This is a genomic window from Micromonospora sp. MGP-C2 (genome assembly GCF_057766525.1).
In genome coordinates this window covers 5,714,490-5,733,886 of the sequence record NZ_JBYMEN010000002.1, presented here as the reverse complement: position 1 = coordinate 5,733,886, position 19,397 = coordinate 5,714,490, and the positions used below count along the sequence as shown (strand labels likewise).

16 protein-coding genes are annotated in these 19,397 nt (G+C 70.0%); 5 read left to right on the top strand and 11 right to left on the bottom strand.

Going from position 1 to position 19,397, the window contains the following annotated elements:
* Positions 1–202: 202 nt before the first annotated feature.
* Positions 203–1,042 carry a GNAT family N-acetyltransferase gene (locus tag AC3CF1_RS26445; RefSeq protein ID WP_210792180.1) on the bottom strand — a complete coding sequence of 280 codons (840 nt, stop codon included), beginning with the start codon at positions 1,040–1,042 and terminating at the stop codon, positions 203–205.
* Positions 972–2,312, bottom strand: coding sequence for an MFS transporter (locus AC3CF1_RS26440; protein WP_488451512.1), 1,341 nt, complete (start codon positions 2,310–2,312; stop codon positions 972–974). Before AC3CF1_RS26440 ends, AC3CF1_RS26445 begins: the two co-directional genes overlap by 71 nt.
* A gap of 112 nt (positions 2,313–2,424) precedes the next feature.
* On the opposite strand from AC3CF1_RS26440, the gene AC3CF1_RS26435 reads away from it, so the two are divergent.
* Complete coding sequence (locus AC3CF1_RS26435) at positions 2,425–3,015, top strand: PadR family transcriptional regulator (protein ID WP_488451511.1); 591 nt, start codon at positions 2,425–2,427, stop codon at positions 3,013–3,015.
* A 159-nt stretch (positions 3,016–3,174) separates the two neighbouring features.
* Here the strand turns inward: AC3CF1_RS26435 and ispG are convergent, their stop codons facing one another.
* The 4 genes from ispG to AC3CF1_RS26415 are packed head-to-tail and all read right to left on the bottom strand — an operon-like array spanning position 3,175 to position 7,506.
* Positions 3,175–4,347, bottom strand: a complete 1,173-nt coding sequence (gene ispG, locus AC3CF1_RS26430) for a flavodoxin-dependent (E)-4-hydroxy-3-methylbut-2-enyl-diphosphate synthase (protein WP_088946672.1) — start codon at positions 4,345–4,347, stop codon at positions 3,175–3,177.
* Between the two features lie 9 nt (positions 4,348–4,356).
* Positions 4,357–5,607, bottom strand: a complete 1,251-nt coding sequence (locus AC3CF1_RS26425) for a M50 family metallopeptidase (RefSeq protein WP_354981139.1) — start codon at positions 5,605–5,607, stop codon at positions 4,357–4,359.
* On the bottom strand, positions 5,607–6,818 hold the full coding sequence (gene dxr, locus AC3CF1_RS26420) for a 1-deoxy-D-xylulose-5-phosphate reductoisomerase (protein ID WP_099851237.1): 1,212 nt from the start codon (positions 6,816–6,818) through the stop codon (positions 5,607–5,609). Before dxr ends, AC3CF1_RS26425 begins: the two co-directional genes overlap by 1 nt.
* 43 nt (positions 6,819–6,861) lie before the next feature.
* Complete coding sequence (locus tag AC3CF1_RS26415) at positions 6,862–7,506, bottom strand: Uma2 family endonuclease (RefSeq protein WP_488451510.1); 645 nt, start codon at positions 7,504–7,506, stop codon at positions 6,862–6,864.
* Positions 7,507–8,365: 859 nt separating this feature from the next.
* Between AC3CF1_RS26415 and AC3CF1_RS26410 the strand changes: the two genes are divergently transcribed.
* Entirely contained in the window at positions 8,366–8,773 is a 408-nt protein-coding gene (locus AC3CF1_RS26410) for a hypothetical protein (protein WP_354981143.1), read from the top strand.
* Positions 8,774–8,928: 155 nt separating this feature from the next.
* Here AC3CF1_RS26410 and AC3CF1_RS26405 read toward each other — a convergent pair whose 3' ends face one another.
* The 3 genes from AC3CF1_RS26405 to AC3CF1_RS26395 all read right to left on the bottom strand — a co-directional run bounded on the left by AC3CF1_RS26405 (position 8,929) and on the right by AC3CF1_RS26395 (position 13,545).
* Positions 8,929–9,924 carry a right-handed parallel beta-helix repeat-containing protein gene (locus AC3CF1_RS26405; RefSeq protein WP_488451509.1) on the bottom strand — a complete coding sequence of 332 codons (996 nt, stop codon included), beginning with the start codon at positions 9,922–9,924 and terminating at the stop codon, positions 8,929–8,931.
* Complete coding sequence (locus AC3CF1_RS26400) at positions 9,897–12,620, bottom strand: CARDB domain-containing protein (RefSeq protein WP_488451508.1); 2,724 nt, start codon at positions 12,618–12,620, stop codon at positions 9,897–9,899. Before AC3CF1_RS26400 ends, AC3CF1_RS26405 begins: the two co-directional genes overlap by 28 nt.
* 373 nt (positions 12,621–12,993) lie before the next feature.
* Positions 12,994–13,545, bottom strand: a complete 552-nt coding sequence (locus AC3CF1_RS26395) for a GNAT family N-acetyltransferase (RefSeq protein ID WP_488451507.1) — start codon at positions 13,543–13,545, stop codon at positions 12,994–12,996.
* A 51-nt stretch (positions 13,546–13,596) separates the two neighbouring features.
* On the opposite strand from AC3CF1_RS26395, the gene AC3CF1_RS26390 reads away from it, so the two are divergent.
* A complete protein-coding gene (locus tag AC3CF1_RS26390; RefSeq protein WP_488451506.1) occupies positions 13,597–14,436 on the top strand; it encodes a YhjD/YihY/BrkB family envelope integrity protein in 840 nt (279 codons plus the stop codon).
* A gap of 11 nt (positions 14,437–14,447) precedes the next feature.
* Complete coding sequence (locus AC3CF1_RS26385) at positions 14,448–16,043, top strand: phytoene desaturase family protein (protein WP_488451505.1); 1,596 nt, start codon at positions 14,448–14,450, stop codon at positions 16,041–16,043.
* Positions 16,044–16,134: 91 nt separating this feature from the next.
* Here the strand turns inward: AC3CF1_RS26385 and AC3CF1_RS26380 are convergent, their stop codons facing one another.
* Complete coding sequence (locus AC3CF1_RS26380; RefSeq protein WP_488451504.1) at positions 16,135–17,715, bottom strand: Rieske 2Fe-2S domain-containing protein; 1,581 nt, start codon at positions 17,713–17,715, stop codon at positions 16,135–16,137.
* A gap of 199 nt (positions 17,716–17,914) precedes the next feature.
* Between AC3CF1_RS26380 and AC3CF1_RS26375 the strand changes: the two genes are divergently transcribed.
* Entirely contained in the window at positions 17,915–18,136 is a 222-nt protein-coding gene (locus AC3CF1_RS26375) for a DUF2631 domain-containing protein (RefSeq protein WP_088946662.1), read from the top strand.
* Positions 18,137–18,221: 85 nt separating this feature from the next.
* On the opposite strand, the gene AC3CF1_RS26370 is transcribed toward AC3CF1_RS26375, so the two are convergent.
* Positions 18,222–19,388 carry a DivIVA domain-containing protein gene (locus AC3CF1_RS26370; RefSeq protein WP_099851225.1) on the bottom strand — a complete coding sequence of 389 codons (1,167 nt, stop codon included), beginning with the start codon at positions 19,386–19,388 and terminating at the stop codon, positions 18,222–18,224.
* Positions 19,389–19,397: the final 9 nt, after the last annotated feature.

The window sequence follows — 19,397 nt, the reverse complement described above, 5'->3', positions numbered from 1 at the left end:
CGGCAGATCCGCGCGGCCCAGGTGCGGGCGGGGCGGTGCGGCACCCGGCACGCGGCACCCGGCAGGCGGCAGGCGGCAGCCGGCACACGGCGCACGGCGCAGCACGCGGCGTCCGGTGTCCAGTGCGGCATACGTGGCGCCCCGCACCCGGTGCCGGTGGCCGGTGCGGCACCCGCGCTCGGCACAGGGCGCCCGGCCAGGGTCAGAAGAGGACCGTGGCGAGGGTGCCGACCGGCTGGAAGCCGCAGCGTTCGTAGACCCGGCGGGCCGGAAGGTTGAAGTCGTTGACGTAGAGGCTGACAGTGGGGGCGACCCGCAGCAACGCGTCGCGGACGACGGCTGCCATGGCGGCTGTGGCGATCCCTCGGCCGCGCCACTCGGGTGCGACCCAGACGCCCTGGACCTGCGCCGTCCGCTTGGTCACCACGGCCAGCTCGGCCTTGAACACGACCTTGCCGTCGACGAAGCGGGCGTACGCCCGACCGGCGCGGACCAGGTCGTTGACCCGCCGGCGGTAGCTGCGCCCGGCGTCCTCGGCCAGTGGGGAGACGCCGACCTCCTCGGTGTACATGGCCACTGCCGCGGGGAAGAGCCGGTCGACCTCGCCGGAGCGGACCTGGCGTACCTCCGGGTCGGCCGGTACGGGTGGCAGGGAGTCGGCGACCAGCAGCGGCTGGTTGGGGCGGACGTCTCGCGCTGGCCCCCATGTGTCGGAGAGCCGGTCCCACAGCCCGAGCACTGCGTCGGCCCGACCGACGATGGACGAGCACAACCGCTCCTCGCCCGCGAGCAGGTCGGCGAAGGCGGCCACCGCGGCGTCGCTCGCCAGCACCGGCGTCAGGTTGCCGCCGAGCCAGCACAGCGATTCGAGGTTGCGCCGTGCCCCGTACCCCAGGATTCTGCCCTCGGCCCGCCACCACGAGAGGCCGCGCGCGGCGATCCGTTCGGCGACCTGCGCGCCCGCGAACGGGTCATGGTCGAGTAGTCGCTCGACCGCGCGGCGCTCCGATTCCCCCAGTTGGCGTACCGGCACCGTCAGCACGACTCCCAGCCTGCCAGATCGACCCCCCGGTCCGCCGGTCGAGTGACAAGGCTGGCACCTGCTCTGTCGGCTCACTGAGCGGCCGGGTTCGCCCAGCCCATCGGACGACCGGTGGCACCAGTGCCCCGAGCAGGAGGAACAGGCCACCGAGCACAAACCAGCCCGGTACGCCCCAGCCGAGCGCGAGGGTGGTCACCACCACCGGCGCGAGCATCTTGCCCAGTTCGTAGCCCATGCCGTACGCCCCCTGGTACTGGCCCTGGGCGTCTGCTGGCGCGAGGCCGAAGGAGATCCCCCAGCCGGCGGCGGAGTGCCACAGCTCCCCGGTCACGTGGGCGACCGAACCGCAGGCAAGCAGGCCGACGGCACCGGCCGTGGGCAGTGCGCCGCTGGCGGCGAAGAGTACGCAGGCCAGGGCGATGGCCACCCCCGCTCGACGGGCGGCACGGGCGGCTCCGGGCAGGGTGGCAGCGGTGCCCGCGGTGCGGACCTGGAAGAGCACCACCAGCACGGTGTTGACCAGCGTCAACGCGGAGATCATCCAGACGGGCGCCCGGGTGTGCCCGGCGATCCACAGCGGCAGGGCGATGGTGAGCAGGCTGAAGTGCATGGACATCAGCCCGTCGACCAGGGTGAAGGCAAGGAACGGGCGGTCCCGCAGGGCGACCAGTCGAGGGCCGTGCGCGGGGGCGGCGACCGGGGCGATGCTGGGCAGTCGGATGAAGACCACCGCTGCGGCCAGCGACGCCGCCGCCGCGGCCAGGATCAGCACGACGTATCCGGTGCGGGTGTCGGCGGCGATGGCGAAGCCACCGAGGACCGCGCCGACGGAGATCCCGACGTTGGTGGTGGCCCGGAGGTAGGCGCGGGTGCGTACCCGCTGGTCGGCCGGGATCGCCCCGGCGATCAGCGCGCCCCGCGCACCGCGCTCAACCGCGTCGGCGAGCGCCGTGGCGGCTCCCACCAGCACGAAGGTGGGAAACGACCGGACGGCGATGAGGCCGACTGTGAGGGTGCCGGCGGCGAACAACGCGCCGACCTGTACGCCGCGCGGGCCGACGCGGTCGGCCAGGTAGCCACTGGGTGTGCTGGCCAGCACGCCGACGAGGGCCGAGATGGTCAGGCCGATGCCCACCTGGGTCGCCGACAGGCCGACCGACCGGGTCAGGAAGAGCGCGCTGGCGACGAGCCACAGGCCACGCCCGACGGTCTTGACCAGGGTGCCGACGGTGAGGACCCGGGCCGGGCCCGGTGGGGGAAGCAGGCGCATGACCGACACCCTAACAAGACGTACGTACGGTTTGTAAAGAGCCACTTGTCGGCGATGCATTGCCGATATATCGTTGATGCATCAGCGACAGTACGAAGAGAGGGAGAACCCGATGAGGTTCCATCGACAGCACCACCCGATGCACGAGGCTCGGATGCGTGGGTTCGGCTTCCCGCCGGTTCCGCCCGGCCCGCACGGCGACGGCGAGCACGGACACGGCGGCCCCTGGGGCGGTCGGGGCCGTGGACGGGGTCGGGGCCGACGCCCCAACGTCCGGGCGGCCGTGCTGGCTCTGCTCACCGAGCGGCCGATGCACGGTTACGAGATGATCCAGGAGATCGACTCCCGCACCGGCGGCGCGTGGCGGCCGAGCCCGGGCTCGATCTACCCCACCCTCCAACTGTTGGAGGACGAGGGCGTGATCGTCGCCAGCACGGAGGAGTCCGGCGGCGGACGAAAGCGGTTCACGGTCACCGAGGCCGGTCAGGCCGAGGCCACCGAGGCGGCGCAGACCCCGGCGTGGGCGGACGTCGCCCAGGGCACGGTGAGCAGCTGGCACGACATCCGCGACTCCGGCGCGCAGGCGATGAACGCGCTACGACAGGTCATGATGAACGGCACCGACGACCAGCGTGAGCGGGCCGCCCAGGTGCTCGACGAGACGCGGCGCAAGCTGTACGCGATCCTCGCCGAATCCGAGTGACACCAGCCCGCACCACCGCGAGGCGAAACCGCAGTGACGCGAGCCCGCAGTGACGCGAGCCGCATCCACCGCACACCAACCACGCCCCGCACCGACGGGCCGGGATGCAACAAAAGCGGCCGTTCCCCCGAGGGAACGGCCGCTTTTGCCAACTGGAAATCAGTGCACGGTGACCGTCGGACCGGTGATCAGCCCGCGCAGCTCCTCGGGCAGCTCGGCGCCCATCTCGTCGGCGATCCGCAGCGCCTCCTCGATCAGCGTCTCCACGATCTGCGCCTCGGGCACCGTCTTGACGACCTTGCCCTTGACGAAGATCTGGCCCTTGCCGTTGCCGGAGGCGACGCCCAGGTCGGCCTCGCGGGCCTCGCCGGGACCGTTGACGACGCAGCCCATCACGGCGACCCGCAGCGGCACCGGCAGCCCTTCCAGACCGGCGGTGACCTCCTCGGCGAGCTTGTAGACGTCGACCTGGGCCCGCCCGCAGGACGGACAGGAGACGATCTCCAGGCCCCGCTCGCGCAGGCCCAGCGACTCCAGGATCTGGTTGCCGACCTTGATCTCCTCGACCGGCGGGGCGGACAGCGACACCCGGATGGTGTCGCCGATGCCCTCGGCGAGCAGGGCGCCGAAGGCGACCGCCGACTTGATGGTGCCCTGGAAGGACGGGCCGGCCTCGGTGACACCGAGGTGCAGCGGGTAGTCGCACTGCTCGGCGAGCTGCCGGTACGCGCGGATCATCACGACCGGGTCGTTGTGCTTGACCGAGATCTTGATGTCGCGGAAGCCGTGCTCCTCGAACAGCGAGCACTCCCACAGCGCCGACTCGACGAGCGCCTCGGCGGTGGCCTTGCCGTACTTGGACAGCAGCCGCTTGTCCAGCGAGCCGGCGTTCACGCCGATGCGGATCGGCACCCCCGCCGCCCCCGCGGCGCGGGCGATCTCCTTGACCTTGTCGTCGAACTGGCGGATGTTGCCGGGGTTGACCCGGACCGCCGCGCAGCCGGCGTCGATCGCCGCGAAGACGTACTTGGGCTGGAAGTGGATGTCGGCGATCACCGGGATCTGCGACTTCTTGGCGATCGCGGGCAGCGCCTCGACGTCGTCCTGGGACGGCACGGCCACCCGGACGATCTGGCAGCCGGACGCGGTCAGCTCGGCGATCTGCTGGAGGGTGGCGTTGATGTCGGAGGTGAGGGTCGTGGTCATCGACTGCACCGACACCGGCGCACCGCCGCCGACCGGCACCGAACCGACCATGATCTGGCGGCTGGCCCGACGGGGAGCGAGCGGCGGGGGCGGCACGGCTGGCATACCGAGACTGATAGCGGTCACTTCAGGCACTCACCTTGAGAAGAGCGTGATGGGGTTGACCACGTCCGCGGCGATGGTCAGCAGCGTGAACGCGCCACCGATCAGGATCACCACGTACGTGAAGGGCATCAGTTTGAGGTAGTCCACCCGGCCGGGGTCGGCCCGCCCGATCCGCGCGTAGACCCAGGAGCGGGCCCGTTCGAACCAGGCGATGGCGATGTGGCCGCCGTCCACCGGGAGCAGCGGCAGCAGGTTGAACACGCCGATGAAGAAGTTCAGCGACACGAAGAGCATGAAGAAGACCAGCCAGGCGTTGTTCTCCACCGCCTCGCCGCCGAGTCGGCTGGCGCCGACCACACTGATCGGGGTGTCGACGTCCCGCTCGCCGCCGGTGAGGGCGGTCCACAGGGCGGGGACCTTCTGCGGGAGGCGCTGGAGCGCCTTCACGGTGCCGACGGCCAGCTCACCGGTGAAGTCGGCGGTGGCGCCGAAGGCGCCGACCGGCCCGTACGTCACGCGGGTGGGCGTGCTGGGGACGAGCCCGACACCGAGCGCGGCCACCGGCGCGGCGGCACCCGTCGGGTTGTCCAGCGGCGGACGCTGGGTCTGCGCGAGCACCGTGCTGGTGCTGCCCGGCTGCCCGTCGCGGACGTACGCGATCTGCGCGGTGTCGCCCGGCTTGAGCCCGCGCAGCGTGGTGAGCAGGTCGCCGTAGGAGTTGACCGGCGTGCCGTTGACCGAGGTGATCCGGTCACCGTTGCGCAGTTGCGCCTGCGCGGCAGGGCTGGCCGCGTCTGCGCTCGTGCACGCGCGGACCGCGTTCTCCGGGACCACGCAATCGCTGAGCTGGATGACCGCGGGCTCCTGGCGGGCCTGCGCGTCGGTGGTCGGGAAGTCCGGGTTGGGCAGGCCGGCGGAGACGGCGAGGATCCAGATCGTGATCAGGGCGAGCGCGAAGTGCGTGATCGACCCTGCGGCCATCACGATCGTCCGCTTCCAGACCGGGTAGCGCCACATCACCCGCGACTCGTCGCCCGGTTCGACGTCGTCGTCCTGCGGGGTCATCCCGACGATCTTGCAGAAGCCGCCGAGCGGAATGCCCTTGACGCCGTACTCGGTTTCGCCGCGCTTGAACGACCAGATGGTGGGGCCGAAACCGACGAAGAACTTCGTGACCTTCATCCCGAACGCCTTGGCGGTCAACAGGTGACCCGCCTCGTGCAGGCTCACCGAGATGAGAATGGCCAGGGCGAAGAGGACCACCCCGAGCAGGTACGACATCAAGCTCCTTCCACCGAACCCGCGATGATCTCCTGCGCGTGCGCGCGTGCCCACGACTCGGCAGCGAGCACGTCCTCGACGGTACCTGGTTCGTCGAAGTCCGGAGCGTCCTCCAACACGCGTTCGAGGGTGTCGACGATGCCGAGGAACGGCAGCCGGCCCGCCACGAACGCCGCGACGCACTCCTCGTTCGCCGCGTTGTAGATCGCCGGACGGGAACGCCCGGCCTCCCCCGCGGCCTTGGCCAGCGCGACGGCCGGGAACGCCTCGTCGTCCAGCGGCGCGAACTCCCAGGTGTGCGCGGCCGTCCAGTCCACCGCCCTGGACGCCTCCGGCACCCGGTCCGGCCAGCCGATGCCCAGCGCGATGGGCAGCCGCATGTCCGGTGGGCTGGCCTGGGCGATCGTCGACCCGTCGACGAACTCGACCATGGAGTGGATCACCGATTGCGGGTGCACCATCACTGTGATGTCGGCATACGGCACGTCGAACAGCTCGTGCGCCTCGATCACCTCAAGGGCCTTGTTGACCATGGTGGCCGAGTTGATCGTGACGACGGGCCCCATGTTCCAGGTCGGGTGCGCGAGCGCCTGCTCGGGTGTGACCTGCGTCAACTCGTCGCGCCGCCGACCCCGGAACGGGCCGCCGCTGGCCGTGACGATCAACCGGCGCACCTCACCGCGCGTCCCGGACCGCAGGCACTGGGCCAGCGCCGAATGCTCCGAGTCGACCGGGACGATCTGCCCCGGCCGCGTCACCGCGGCCCTGACCAGCGGGCCGCCGGCCACGAGCGACTCCTTGTTGGCCAACGCGAGGGTACGACCACCACGCAGCGCGGCCAGCGTAGGAGCGAGGCCCAGCGAGCCGACCACCCCGTTGAGCACGATGTCGCACGGCCACTGGGCCAGCTCGGTCATGGCGTCGGGGCCGGCCACGATCTTGGGAAGCTTGAAGTCGCCGGTGGCCCAGCCGCGCCGGCTCGCCTCGGCGTAGAACGCGAGTTGCAGGTCCTGCGCGGCGGACGCCTTGGCCACCCCGACCGCCTCGACGCCCAGTTCGAGGGCCTGCGCGGCGAGCAGCTCGACGTTGCCGCCGCCCGCACCCACGGCGACCACCCGGAACCGGTCGGGGTTACGCCGAACGATGTCGATGGCCTGCGTGCCGATCGAGCCGGTGGACCCGAGCAGGACAAGGTCGCGGGGGGAAGTCACGAGGCCATTCTTCCCCACCCCCGCTGCACACCCGCTGGGAGCCTCAGGCGTCCCCGTCCGACGCGTCCGGCAGCGCCTCCTCGCCGAGCAGGTCGGCCGGATCGATGGAGAACTCGAACGGCTCCCGCATGACGAAGCGCGTCCCCGCCGCAGCGGCAGCCACCGGGCGGTACTCCCCCTCGGTCAGCTCGTACAACGCGATGGTGGGCACCCGATTGCGCAGGTCAACCCGGAGAAAGAAGGGCACGCGGGCAGCGGCGTACTCACGTGGGCGGTCGATGATGTCCTTGCGCCGGTTTCCGGGGGAGACGATCTCCCCCAGAAGCACGGCGTGCCCGATGTCCATCGTCGTTCGACCGCCACCCGGAGCGTCGAGAATGACGATGTCCGGAATGAAGAGATCCTCGCCCGAGACGATGTTCGCCTCAAGATAGAGCCACAGCTTCGCGCGACGCGCCGCCTGCTTGAGGAGATAGGCGAGGTCCAGCTCCGCGTCCTGATGGTCGTACCCGGCATGTGGTGTCACGATCACGCTTCCGCTCAGGACCTCAACCTTGGGGCCGTTGGTCTCCGGCAACAGGTCGAGGGCGAGCTGTGCGGTCCACGGCTCGTCGTGCCACCGCAGCACGTCGAACGACGGCTCGGTGTGCTGCGGCGCCGGCTCCGGCGCGAACGCGGCCTGGGCCATCCGGGCTCACCCCCTCAGCGGAACATTCTGCTCAGCTCAGCCTAGCCACCGCAGCCTCAGCTGTGCGTCGTCGCACACCCAGTCCGGCGTCCGCAAGGACAACCCTCGTCAGGAGACGCTACGCCGAGCACGTCGCCCGGGTTAATGGAGCTATCTTATTCCGGTTCGTATCTTGCGGCACGTTTCCAACAGAGATGCTTCACTGTCGTCGTTCCCCTCAGCCCAACCCACAACAGCCAAGGCTTCAACAATCTTGAATCCGAACTCTTGCCGCAATGCTGCTGCCGCCTGAATGTACTGACCAGGCTCTCCATGAAGCCTGATTATGCGAGCAATATCAACTAGGCCGCCACCAGAATCAATCGACGCGCGAAACATATGACGCCACTCTCCCGCAACAGGCATCACGGCCTGCCGAACTGTAGCCGAACGGGCGCCCCGCCAGATACCTCTTGATCTACATGCGACAGCTTCGTGAAGCCATGCCTTTGAGCCATTCTTCCGGTCCAGGTCATCCGTGCAGCCTGTTCCGGCGTGCTTCCGCCTGCAAGTGCTGCGACAAACGATGCCTCGTTCTCATCCACACGACAGACCCGTCGGGTCCGAGTGGGTCACCGGGTTGTTGTGGGCGTACGCGTACCCGTTGGACTGTGCCGGGTCGGCCAGGTCCAGGACTGTGGGGGAGGCGCAGTTGGCCAACACGCGGTTCGCTCGGGGCCCGTTGCCGTCCGAGCGTCATGATCATGCGTCTGATCGACGGATAGCCCGCCGTGGCCTGCTCCGTAACATCAGCGGCGATCACGATCACAGACGGGGGAACACCCTGAACCAGAAACTCCAGGCCCGCGCGTTCGAGCGGGTGGCGCCGATCCTGAAGCCGGGGGAACGGCCGGTCACCGCGACCCGGGCGATGGTCGGAAGCTTCTCGGCCAGTCGGCTCGGGACGGCCGTCGCTCAGGGGCTGATCCAGGCTGCTGCCGGTGCGACGGGTGCCGCGCTGGCGCGGACCAAGAAGCAGTTCGTCGTGCTCACCGACCAGCGGCTGATCTTTCTGCCGCAGACCTTCCTCGGCGGGCCCGGCACCGGCGTTCTCGGTGAGGTGCCCCGGGAACACGTCGAGCTCGCCGAGGCGAAGATGGGCCTTGTGAGCCTGCTCCGCCTCGCCTTCGGCGGTACGGGGGACGGCGTCAGCCTGACCTTCCCGCGGGTGGACAAGAAGAACGCCGAGGAGCTCGCGGCAGCCCTGGCGCCGGTGCCAACCGCCTGATCGGGGCCGGCCCGCGTCGGCCTGGCCGCCGCGGCCGTGGCATTGCCGGCACTGCGGCGGTGTCTCCGCGACGCACAGGCTTGATCGACTCGGGCTTACGGAAGTCGGGGTGTCCGCGTACTGCGGACACCCCGACTTCCTGGAAAACGTGGTGATCAGGGGTTGATGACGAACTGCGAGCCCGGCTGGATGACGATGTTGCCGTCGGCCGAGTTGGTGATTGTCACGTTGGTGAGGTTGGCGTTGCCGCGCGCGCCGCTCATCGCGAGGATGCCGGCGCCGTTGTTGGGCTTGTCGATCCGCACATTGGTGATGGCGACGTTCGGCATGTTGCCGCCGCCGTTCTTGAACTGGATGCCGTCGAACGTGGAGTCGATGATGTCGGTGTCGCGGATCGTGACGCCGACGATGTCCCTGGTGGCGGGGAAGAGCGTGATGGCCCCGAACTCCTGGTCCTCGTTCCAGAAGGCGCCACCGGTGCGGTAGAGCCCGTTGTTGGCGATCAGCGTCGTGCCGGAGAACGGCAGCGGGTCGTGGTCGGTCGCCAGCATGATGCCCGGGTAGTTCGCCGTGTCGTAGATCAGGTTGTTCTCGATCGAGTTGTCGTAGCCGCCGTAGATGGCGATGCCGTTGGCCCGCCAGGGCAACTGGATGGTGTTGTTGACGAAGTGGTTGTCGTGGGCGATGTCGACGTTGCGGTCCTTCACGTACGGGTTGGCCCAGACCGCGAGCGCGTCGTCACCGGTGGTGCGGAACGACGAGTTGAACACCCGCGAGTTGCGCGTGCCGTTGCTGAAGTTGATGCCGTCGGCGTACGTGTTGCGGATCCGCATGCCGGTGAACTCCAGCCCGTCGGCCGGCCCCCACAGGTCGGGGATGTTGTCGTAGTCGCGGCCCACCCAGACACCCACGTTGGCGTGCTCGATCCACACGTTGCTGATCCGGGTGCCGGTGCCGAAGCGACCGTTCAGACCGACGCCGCCCTCGGCGTTGCCGTCACCGCCGCGGATCCGGCCGGAACCGAAGATCGCAATGTCGGAGATCTGGGTGTTCTTGTCGATGTCGAAGCCGAAGTTGCCCTCGTGGGGGTGGTTGATGCCACCCACCACGTTCTGCGGCTCGGTCAGCGTGTAGAGCTGCGAGTGCCACATGCCGGCGCCCGGATGGTGACGTTGCTGATGCCGACCTGGTTGTGCGTGCCCCGGTTCAGTGGGTCGTCGGTCAGGATCTTCTGCTCCTGCCGCCACTGCCCGGCCGGGATCCACACGCAGCTGATGACGCCGTTCTGGTCGTCGGTCACCGCACGCTGGATGGCGGCGGTGTCGTCGAGCCCGTCGTTCGGGACCGCACCGTACGAGGTGATCGAGGTGCAGCCGGCCGGCTGGCTCGCCGCCGGTGCCACCTGCTCCAGGTCGATCATGTCGATGACGTAGAACGAGGCGGTGTCACCCGAGTCGCGCTGCAACTTGAACCGGGTGCCGGCCGGGTACGACTGCGCCAGCAGCGCGTTCGACTCGTCGAAGAGCCGTCGGGCGTCGGCCTGCGGGGTGTTGGTCAGCGCCTCCGGCCCGTCGGTGTTGCCGTAGAGCCAGCTGTGCCGCGACGACAGTGTCAACTTCCGGGAGAAGACGTCGTTGACGTAGAGGCTGATGGTCGCCTCGATGCCGCCACCACCGGGCGCGTCCGGGATGGAGTTGCGCACCACTATGGAGTTGGCCTGGTTGGCCGAGGTGAACTCGACGAACTGGCCGGTGCTGTTGAGCCGTACCGACCTGCGGCCGGAGGATTCGCTGGCGAAGTTGGTGTGGCCGAAGGTCCGCAGCGCGTCGGGCTCCAGCAGCGTGCCCTGGTAGCGAGCGGTCTCCGCCTCGTACGAGACGTACGGGACGGCTGCGCCGCGCCCGACCACGATCGACTGGCTGAACCCGTTGTTGGTCTCGTTGGTCTCGGTCACCGCGTTGGTCGCGTCGGCCGTGGCCGTGATGGTGGCACCTCCGCTGGTGGCGGTCCAACTGCCGGTGACGGCCACGTTGACCGTCGCGCCGGCCGCGATCGAGGCGGTGCTGGTGTTGAGCGTGGTGCTGCCCACCACCAACCGGGTGACAGTGGTCGCGCCGGTCGCGGTGGTGCCACGGTTGCGGACCGCCACGGTGAAGGTGACGGACGTGCCGACCGCAGGGTTCGGCGGGTTCGAGGCGATGCTGAGCACCTGCAGGTCCGGGCCGGGCGCCTGCGTGACCACCAGCGGCGACGCCGCCGTGAAGCTGTTGTTGCTGTTGTTCTGCTCGACGATTGTGTTCGCCGGGTCGACCACCGCCGAGACGGCGTAGCTGCCCATCGGCCGGGTGCCGGCGTTGAACGACACGGTGGTCGAGCCGCCCGCGGCGAGCGCGCCCACCGTGGCGCTGCCGGCGACGGCGCCGGCCAGGCTGAAGTTCACAGTGGTCGCCGCGGCGGCGGCGGAGCCGATGTTGCGCACCACGGCCGAGAGCGTGACCGGGGAGACCTCGCTGGGCGAGGTCGGCGACCAGGTCACCGAGCTGACGACCAGGTCCGGGTTGGGCGCCGGCGTGCCGCACACCTCGAACTCGGCCACCTGGCCGGACGGGGCGCCGGTGTTGCCGGTGAAGCGCAACTGCACGTCCGCGGTGGTCGCGGTGACCGGGATGCTCACCACGTTGGTGCCCTGGACGAACTGGTAGGTCGCCGCCGACACCAGACTGGTGTATGAGGACGAGGCCTGGTCGCGACCGAGGACCTGGATGGTCTGGGTACGGGTGCCCCAGGCCGGGTCCGGGTTGAGCTTGACGGTGACGCCGGAGATGGAGTGGTTGGCACCCAGCGCGACGGTCAGGTTCTGCGGGTAGCTCGCCGCGCCCTCCCAGTAGGTGGTGAGCTGCCCGTCGTTGGCCTTGTCCGGGGTGAAGCTGAAGGTGGAGCCGCTCGCCGTCATGCTCTTGCCCTGCGCCACGTTGGTGCAGGCGGGCGGGTTGCTGCCGGTCCGGGTCACGGTGTTGCTGTTGCCGGAGAGGTTGCCAGCGGCGTCGCGCGCCCGGACGTGGTAGGACACGGTGGCCGTCGTCGGCTGGGTGTCGTTGAAGGTGGTCACGTTCCCGATGGACTGGAGGAACGCGCCGTTGCGGTAGACGTCGTAGCCGGCGATACCGCTGCCACCCGCGTTGTCGGTCGAGGCCACCCAGTTGAGGCTGATGGTGGTGCCCGACTGGGTGTACGAGAGGTTGCCGGGGACGCTCGGCGCTGTGGTGTCCGGGGTGGTGCCGCCGCTGCCGTACACCTCCAGCTCGGAGAGCTGCCCGGCCGGCCAGGCGCTGTTGGCGGTGATGGTGATCCGCACGTAGCGGGTGGAGGTCTGACCGAAGTTGATGGTGACCGTGCTGCCGCTCGCCGGGTTGAAGGTGTACGTCTGGGACCCGACCAGGTCGGTGAACGACGAACCGTTGGCGCTGCCCTGCACGCTCAACGTCTGCGTCCGGGTGCCCCAACCGGAGGTCGGCAGCTTCAGTACGACCTGGTTGACGCTCTGCGATGAGCCGAGATCGACCTGGACCCACTCCGGGAAGGAGTTGTTGACGCTCTCCCAGTAGCTGCCCGCGTTGCCGTCGACGACCTTCGACGAGTCGTAGACGTCGGCGTGGCCGCTCTCCTGGGTGGGCCGGCCCTGCGCGAGGTTGGTGGCCGCCGCGGCGACGCCGGCGCTCGGCGCGGCCGCCGTGTCGGCGGGGCGGGCGGCACCGGCGGGGTTCGCGAGGGCGGTGGCCCCTGCCGTGGCGATCAGCGTGGCCGCGGCTGCCGCCGCCACCATCCTGAACAGATTCGTTCGTCTCATCACTGTCCTTGTCGTCGGGGACGGCTGCCGCGGCGGCTTGACCACGGGGGTGGGGGTGCGGCGGTGGGACGACCATCAACGGGCCCCTCCAAGGAGCCCGTTGAATCTTCCGATAGCATGCGTTAAATCGCGCACGTCTTTGTCAAAATCTTGCGCTACTTTGCCCAGAGGTTACTGACGTGCTACGGGAGCGTCAACACTTCGACCACCGTGACTATTTATGGGCATGCGCGTCCTGCGGGCCGTCGCCGCTTCGCTGTGGCGTGCGCCCGTCGACACAACAGTGATGCCGGTGAGTCGTCAGAACGACTCACCGGCATCAGGGTTCGCAACGCGTTGGGCTCACCGCACGAGCACGGAGGTGCCCGGGTGCTCAGGCGGTCGGCGCCGCTCGGACGAAGGTCTCCAATTCCTCACCGCCGTACCACTCGGTGCGCCGGCCCACGTGCTCCATGCCGAGTCGCCGGCAGACCGCCATCGACGGCTCGTTGCCCGGCGACACGACCGCGTAGATCTCCGAGGTGCCGGCGGCGAACTCCCGCGCCATGAGGGCACGGGCCGCCTCGGTGGCGTAGCCGTGACCCCACGAGTCCGGATGCAGGTGCCAGCCCGTCTCGATGTCCTCGGTGAGCTGCGTCTCCGGAATTCCCGGCAGCCGCTTGAGCAACACTGTGCCCGCCACCAGCCCGGTCTCGCGCACCTCGATCGCCCACGTGCCGTACCGGCCTCCGTCGGCGGCGTGCCGGGCCTGCCAGATGCGCAGCCGATCGATGGCCTCGCTCGGGTCGGTCAGCGGCAGACCCGGTGCCGCGCCCAACCAGCGGGTGATCTCGGGGCGGGAGTAGATGTCGTAGATCCGGGCCAGATCAGCCGGATCGTCGGTCCAATCGCGCAGGATGAGGCGTTCGGTGGTGACAACAGTCATGACCCGCGATCTTAAGGAGTGGCGGCCCCGACGACAGGGAAAGGGACCACGATGGGCAGCGGATGGCAGCAGGCGAGGCGGATCACCCGGGCCGCGTTCCGCCCGCTACGTGGGCGGGACCTGTCACTGCACGCCGCCGCGATCACCTTCTACGGCGCGATCGCCGTGGTGCCGGTCGCCCTGTTGGCGATCTGGCTCACCTCCCTGGTCGCCGGAGCCGACCGGGTACGCCGGCTCACCTCGTACGCCGTGGAAGCCCTGCCCACAGCGATCGGCGCACCCCGCGCGGTGGACGCGTTGGTCAACGCCGGGGTGGAGTTGACCCCGCTGCTGGCTCTGGCCTCGCTGCTGCCCGCGTCCCTGTACGGCGAGGGGCTGCGCCGGGCGTTCGTCTCGGTGGCGGCACCCCGTTCCGACGAGCACCTGGTCGGCTGGCGCGGTCGGATCCTCCTGCTGCCGCTGCTCGCGCCAGCCCCCGCGCTGCTGCTGTCGATCCTGCTGGCACTCCCGCTCACCACCCGTCTCGTCCGTCAGGGTGGCTGGGTCGGCGCGCTGGGCGTGGTGCTGTCGTTCCTGGCGGTCTGGCTGGTGCTCACGCCGGTGCTGGTGTGGGTGTTCCGGGTCGTCGGGTCGGCCTCCCCGGACTGGCTCTCCACGCTCGGGATCGGGTCGTTCACCGCGGCGAACCTCTCCGGCTTCCTGCACGGCTTCGTGCTCTTCGCCTCGCTCCCCCTGGACCTGGGAGTGCCGTTCGGTGGCTTCGACGAGATCGGCGCCGGCGTGGCCGTGCTCCTGTGGCTCTACATGTTCCACGTAATCGTCCTGGCCGGTTACTCCGCCACCCTGACCCTCTCCCGCTGGCGCGCCCAGCGCACCGGCGCCACGGACTAGGCTGCGGCGGCATGAGCAGTGAGATTCCGGCCCGCGCCGACGTCGTGATCGTCGGTGCCGGGCACAACGGCCTGGTCTCCGCAGTCCTGCTGGCCCGCTCCGGTCTGGACGTCCTGGTGCTGGAGGCGGCCGACGTGATCGGCGGCGCGACCCGCACCGAGAACCCGTTCCCGAAGGTGCCGGGGCTGCGGCACTCCACCGGCTCGTACCTGCTCGGGTTGATGCCACCGGAACTGCTCGCCACGCTCGACGTCCGGATCCCGGTGCTGCGCCGCGACCCGCACTACTTCCTGCCCACGCCGGGTGGCCTCGGCTCGCCGTACCTGCTCTTCGGAAGCGACACCGCAGCCACCCGGGCGCAGCTCGCGGAGTTCTTCTCCCCCGCCGACGTGGCCGCCGACGACGCCATGCAGGCCGAGTTGGCCGCGCTGCGCGAGGATCTCGCCCCGGCCTGGCTGGCGGAGCCACTGAGCGTCCAGGAGACCGCCGAGCGGCACGTGCGACCGGCGCTGCGGCAGGTCTTCGTCGACCTCGTGCAGGGCTCGGTGGCCGACTACCTGGCCCGGTTCGAGTTCCGCTCCGAGCTGCTGGTCAGCATGTACGCGGTCACCGACGGGCTGTCCGGCCTCAACGCCGGCCCGGACGACCCCGGCACGGGCCACAACTTCCTCGTGCACAACATGTGCCGGCTGCCCGACTCCGGCGGCACCTGGATGATCGCCGAGGGCGGGATGGGCACTGTCTCACGGACGTTCGCCGAGGCCGCCCGCGCCGCCGGGGCGACAATCCTGACCGGTACGCCGGTGAGTGCGGTGACCCTCGACGGCGGCACGGCGAGCGGAGTGGTTTTGGCCGACGGCCGACAGGTCGCCGCCAAGGTGGTGCTCGGCGCGTGTGACCCGTACCGGTTGATGGACCTGCTGCCCGACGGAGCGCTCCCGGCGCCGCTCGGCGAACGGATGGCAGCGGTCCGCCGCCCCGGCACCACCCTCAAGCTCAACCTGGCGCTCACCGGGCTGCCCCGGTTCTCCTGCCTGCCGGCCGACACGCCGAGCCCGTTCGGCTCGACCATCCACCTGCTGCCCGGCTCCGCGTCGCTGGTCGGCGGGGACGACACGTCGCCGATGACCGCGCTGCGCTCGATGTGGGCGGACGTGCAGGCCGGGCGACTGCCGGCGGAGCCGACCATCGAGTGGTACCTGCACACCACCGTCGACCCGTCGCTCTCCGACGCCGCCGGGCACCACTCGTCGGCGCTCTTCGTCCAGTCGGTCCCCTACGAGCTGGCCGGCACGACCTGGGACGCGGCACTGCCCGGCTACGTCGACCGACTCGTCGGGATCGTCGAGCGGTACGCCCCCGGCACCGGTGACCTGATCGCCGACGCGGTGCCGCTCCCCCCGCCCGGCATCGAGAAACACTTCGGCATCACCGGCGGGCACATCCACCACGTCGACAACACGGTCTCGTTCACCGACCGGATGCCCTACGCCACCGGCATCGACGGCGTGTACGCCGGCAGCGCCGGCTGCCACCCGGCCGGCAGCGTCATCGGCGCAGCCGGCCACAACGCCGCCCGCCGAATCCTCACGGACCTGGGCCGCTGACCCCGACCTACCGCAGAAGTGCGTTGATCATGAAGTTATTGCCTGCCGTGGCGGCGTGTCGGGGCAATAACTTCATGATCAACGAGGCGGGTCAGATCACCGCTTCGCCGGCGGGAGCCGGGGTCTCCGCGTCCACCCGGTGGGCTCTCACCTTGTGGCCGACGCTCGTGAGGCAACGGCCGCTGGGCAGGTCGAAGCGCCAGCCGTGCAGCTGGCAGGTGAGCTGGTCACCGTCGACGATGCCGAACCGGGTCAGGTCCGCCTTCAGGTGCGGGCAGCGCCGCTGCACCACCCAGTCGCCCAGGGTGATGTCCTCGGCGTCGGTGCTGCGCTCGTGCTCGTCGTACCAGCCCTCGGCGTACTGGAGACGCTCCTCGGAGAGGCACTTGAAGAACGCGTAGACGAACTCGTTGTACTGGCCGATCCGGGCCGCCGAGAAGCGGCAGGACAGGAAGAGCGAGTTGACCCAGTCCACCTCGTCGATGAAGAGCAGGTGCTCGATCAGCGACCGCTCGGTACGGAACCGGTAGCGGACCTTCTCGTCGGCGTACGGCCGGACCTCCTTGCCCGGGAAGTCCACCACGATCGACTCGACGCTCTCGCCGTCGTAGCCGACCAGGTCGAAGCGGACCGGGCCACCCACGCCCTTGGCGAGGTAGATCGACTCGTCCAGCAGCGGCTCGATGCGGCGCTTCATCTCGCCGAGGACGTCCACCTCGGGGTGCCGCCACGACGCCTTCTCGGCCTCGATGACCGGGCGCTTACGGTCCCGCATCTCCTCCAGGTGGGCGACCTTGTTCGCGAAGAACTCCTCCACCGGCACCGGGTGAGTGGTGCTCGCGCCCTCGGTGGTGACCTCGGCGACGCTGCCCGGCAGCAGCACGATGCCGTTGGTGCCGCCGACCTTGGCGTACTCCGCCAGGAAGACGGACTGGTCGGGGAAGATGTTGCCCTCGTCGCCGTGGATGTCGTTGAACTGCCACAGTTCGTCGTCGAGGAAGCACGGCGGACCGGCGATCGGGAAGACGTGGTCGGCCTTCAGGTCGTCGATGTAGCGCCACGTCCGGTCGAACTGCCGGTCACGCTTCTGCTTGCCGAACGCGGTCTTCGCCGCCTGCGGCAGCTCGTAGACCATCGGGTACCAGATCGCGCCGGAGAACTGGAGCAGATGCGCGTGCACGTGCCCGAGCTCGGCGAAGACGCTCAGGTCGGTGGGGCGGGCGTCGTTCTGGTTGAGCAGCCGCACCCCGTCGTGCTCGACCCAGAGCGACGAGTCGCCGATCGGTCCGTCGGTCGGGCTGGTCAGTGCCTGGATCATGACCTTGAGGCCGCCGGGCAGCTCCACGACCTGCTCGTTGGGCGCCCTCAGGAACTTGGTGAAGCCAAGCGCCCGGAACTCGTCCTCCATCTCCGAGGTGGGGAACTCGGGGAGCAGGACCGTGGCGTCCTTGGAGATGAAGTCCCGCAGGTGCTTGGCGTCGAAGTGGTCCCGGTGCAGGTGGGACACGTACAGGTAGTCGACCTGGCCCAGAGTCTCCCAGTCGAGCAGGGAATTGTCCGGGAACGGGAACCACGAGGCGAAATAGGCCGGATTGACCCACGGGTCGCACAGAATGCTGCCCGCGGCCGTGTCGATCCGCATGCTGGCGTGCCCGGTTCCGGTCACTCGCACCGCACAGTCCCCCTCAAACAGACAATCAGGTGTACGCCAAACGCTACCGGAGGGAGTCTGACCGCCGCCCCGCGACGCCGGTAGTGCCGTTCGGCCCCGGGTGGGCAGGGCCTGACGGCCGGGAAACCCCCACCCCGCCGCGCCGAGCAGGAGGCGTGCCAGACTAACCAAAGATCCGATCGCGAGGGAAGGACCGACAGTGGCAGGAAGCGAGCCGGTAACGTCGCCAGACCAGCACAAGCCCGGGCACCGCAAGGCCGGGCAGATCGGCGCCGTGCTGTCCGCACTGGCGCTGCTGGCGATGATCTGCGGCAACCACGAGGGCAGGGTCGAGGACCTCTGGCTGATCGGCCTGGCCGCGCTGCTGCTGATCATCGTGATCGGCGACATCGTGCTTCGGCGCAACGGTCTGCGCTCCTGACCCGACCGACCGCCGGACGACCGGCCGACGACGCCGAGGGCCCGCCCCCACCCGGGGGACGGGCCCTCGTCCGTACGCGTCGGGGTCAGCGCCCGAAGAGAATGTCCTGCACGTCCTTGAGCGCGGCGTCGACCTCAGCCTCGAAGTAGCCGCCGGGCACCAGCCCGAACCGGAGCGTGTCCAGGTCCTTCGGGTCGACCGGCATCGGGTTGCGGCGCTGCATGCCGCCGAGCAGGGTCTCGAAGAACCGGTCCACCTGGTCCGGGTCGTAACCGCTGCCGAACCGGCGCACCTGGAAGCTGCGGCGGATCTGGTCGACCCGGTACAGATCGCTGCCGGGCGGGCCGGCCATCGGCGGACCACCCATCGGCGGGCCGCCCATCGGGGGGCCGGCCACGGCGGGCGGGCCGGCCATCGGCGGGCCACCGATGCCCTGCTGAGGCAGCTGCGGCGGACCGGCCGGGCCCCGGCGCATGTCGCGCAGGTCCCGCTCCGGCATCCGGATCTCGGCGGTCATGTCGGCCCGACCGTGTCGCCCGGCCTCGAAGCCGTCGAAGCGCGGCTCCTCCGGCGGATAGCCGCCGGGCGAGCGCTGGTCGTCCGGGCCGTACCCACCCGGTGAGCGCTGGTCGTCCTGGCCGTAACCACCGGGCGAGCGCTGGTCGTCCTGGCCGTAACCCGAGGGGCCGGCGGGGAGGCCGCGCGGCGGAACGCCGTGGCCACCCATCGGACCGGGGCCCATCGGACCGCCGGGGCCCATCGGGCCAGGGCCGGCCGGGCCGCGCGGCGCGTCGTAACCGCCGCGGGGGGCGTCGTACCCACCGGCGAAGGCACCGGTCGGCTCGTCGTAGCGGCCGTAGCGGTCGGGCGGGCCGGCCTGCGCGGGCATCGGACGGGGCGGCATCGGCTGCGGGACCATGCCCCGCTCATCGCGCATCGGCGGCCCCATCCGGTCCGGTGGGCCCATCCGGTCACCCATTCGGGGGTCGCCACCGCGCCCGGCGCTGTTGCGCTCCTCCAGCTCGGCCAACTGCCGCTCGACCCGGTCCAGGTGCAGGTCGACCTGCCACTCGTCGTAGCCGTTGAACCGGACCCGGAAGACGACGTCGTGGACCTCCTGGGAGGCCACCGGCGCGCCGACCTGTCGGCCGTCGAGTGTCGCCTCGACCCGGTCGAGGAAGGCATCCACCTCGTCGACCTTGTATCCCCGGCGGAGCGCCTTGCGCCGGAAACGCTGACCCTGACTCGCCACTATGTCTCC

Coding starts and splice junctions, on each gene's coding strand:
- AC3CF1_RS26405 (WP_488451509.1), bottom strand. CDS start 9,924: ATGTGGCACTCGCAGCTCTACACGCTGACCGAGCCGCAGAACGTGGTG.
- AC3CF1_RS26425 (WP_354981139.1), bottom strand. CDS start 5,607: ATGTCGTACCTGCTCGGGGTGGTCCTCTTCGCCCTGGCCATTCTCATC.
- AC3CF1_RS26415 (WP_488451510.1), bottom strand. CDS start 7,506: ATGGCCCAGGCCGCGTTCGCGCCGGAGCCGGCGCCGCAGCACACCGAG.
- AC3CF1_RS26395 (WP_488451507.1), bottom strand. CDS start 13,545: ATGACTGTTGTCACCACCGAACGCCTCATCCTGCGCGATTGGACCGAC.
- AC3CF1_RS26390 (WP_488451506.1), top strand. CDS start 13,597: ATGGGCAGCGGATGGCAGCAGGCGAGGCGGATCACCCGGGCCGCGTTC.
- AC3CF1_RS26400 (WP_488451508.1), bottom strand. CDS start 12,620: ATGAGACGAACGAATCTGTTCAGGATGGTGGCGGCGGCAGCCGCGGCC.
- AC3CF1_RS26385 (WP_488451505.1), top strand. CDS start 14,448: ATGAGCAGTGAGATTCCGGCCCGCGCCGACGTCGTGATCGTCGGTGCC.
- AC3CF1_RS26440 (WP_488451512.1), bottom strand. CDS start 2,312: ATGCGCCTGCTTCCCCCACCGGGCCCGGCCCGGGTCCTCACCGTCGGC.
- AC3CF1_RS26435 (WP_488451511.1), top strand. CDS start 2,425: ATGAGGTTCCATCGACAGCACCACCCGATGCACGAGGCTCGGATGCGT.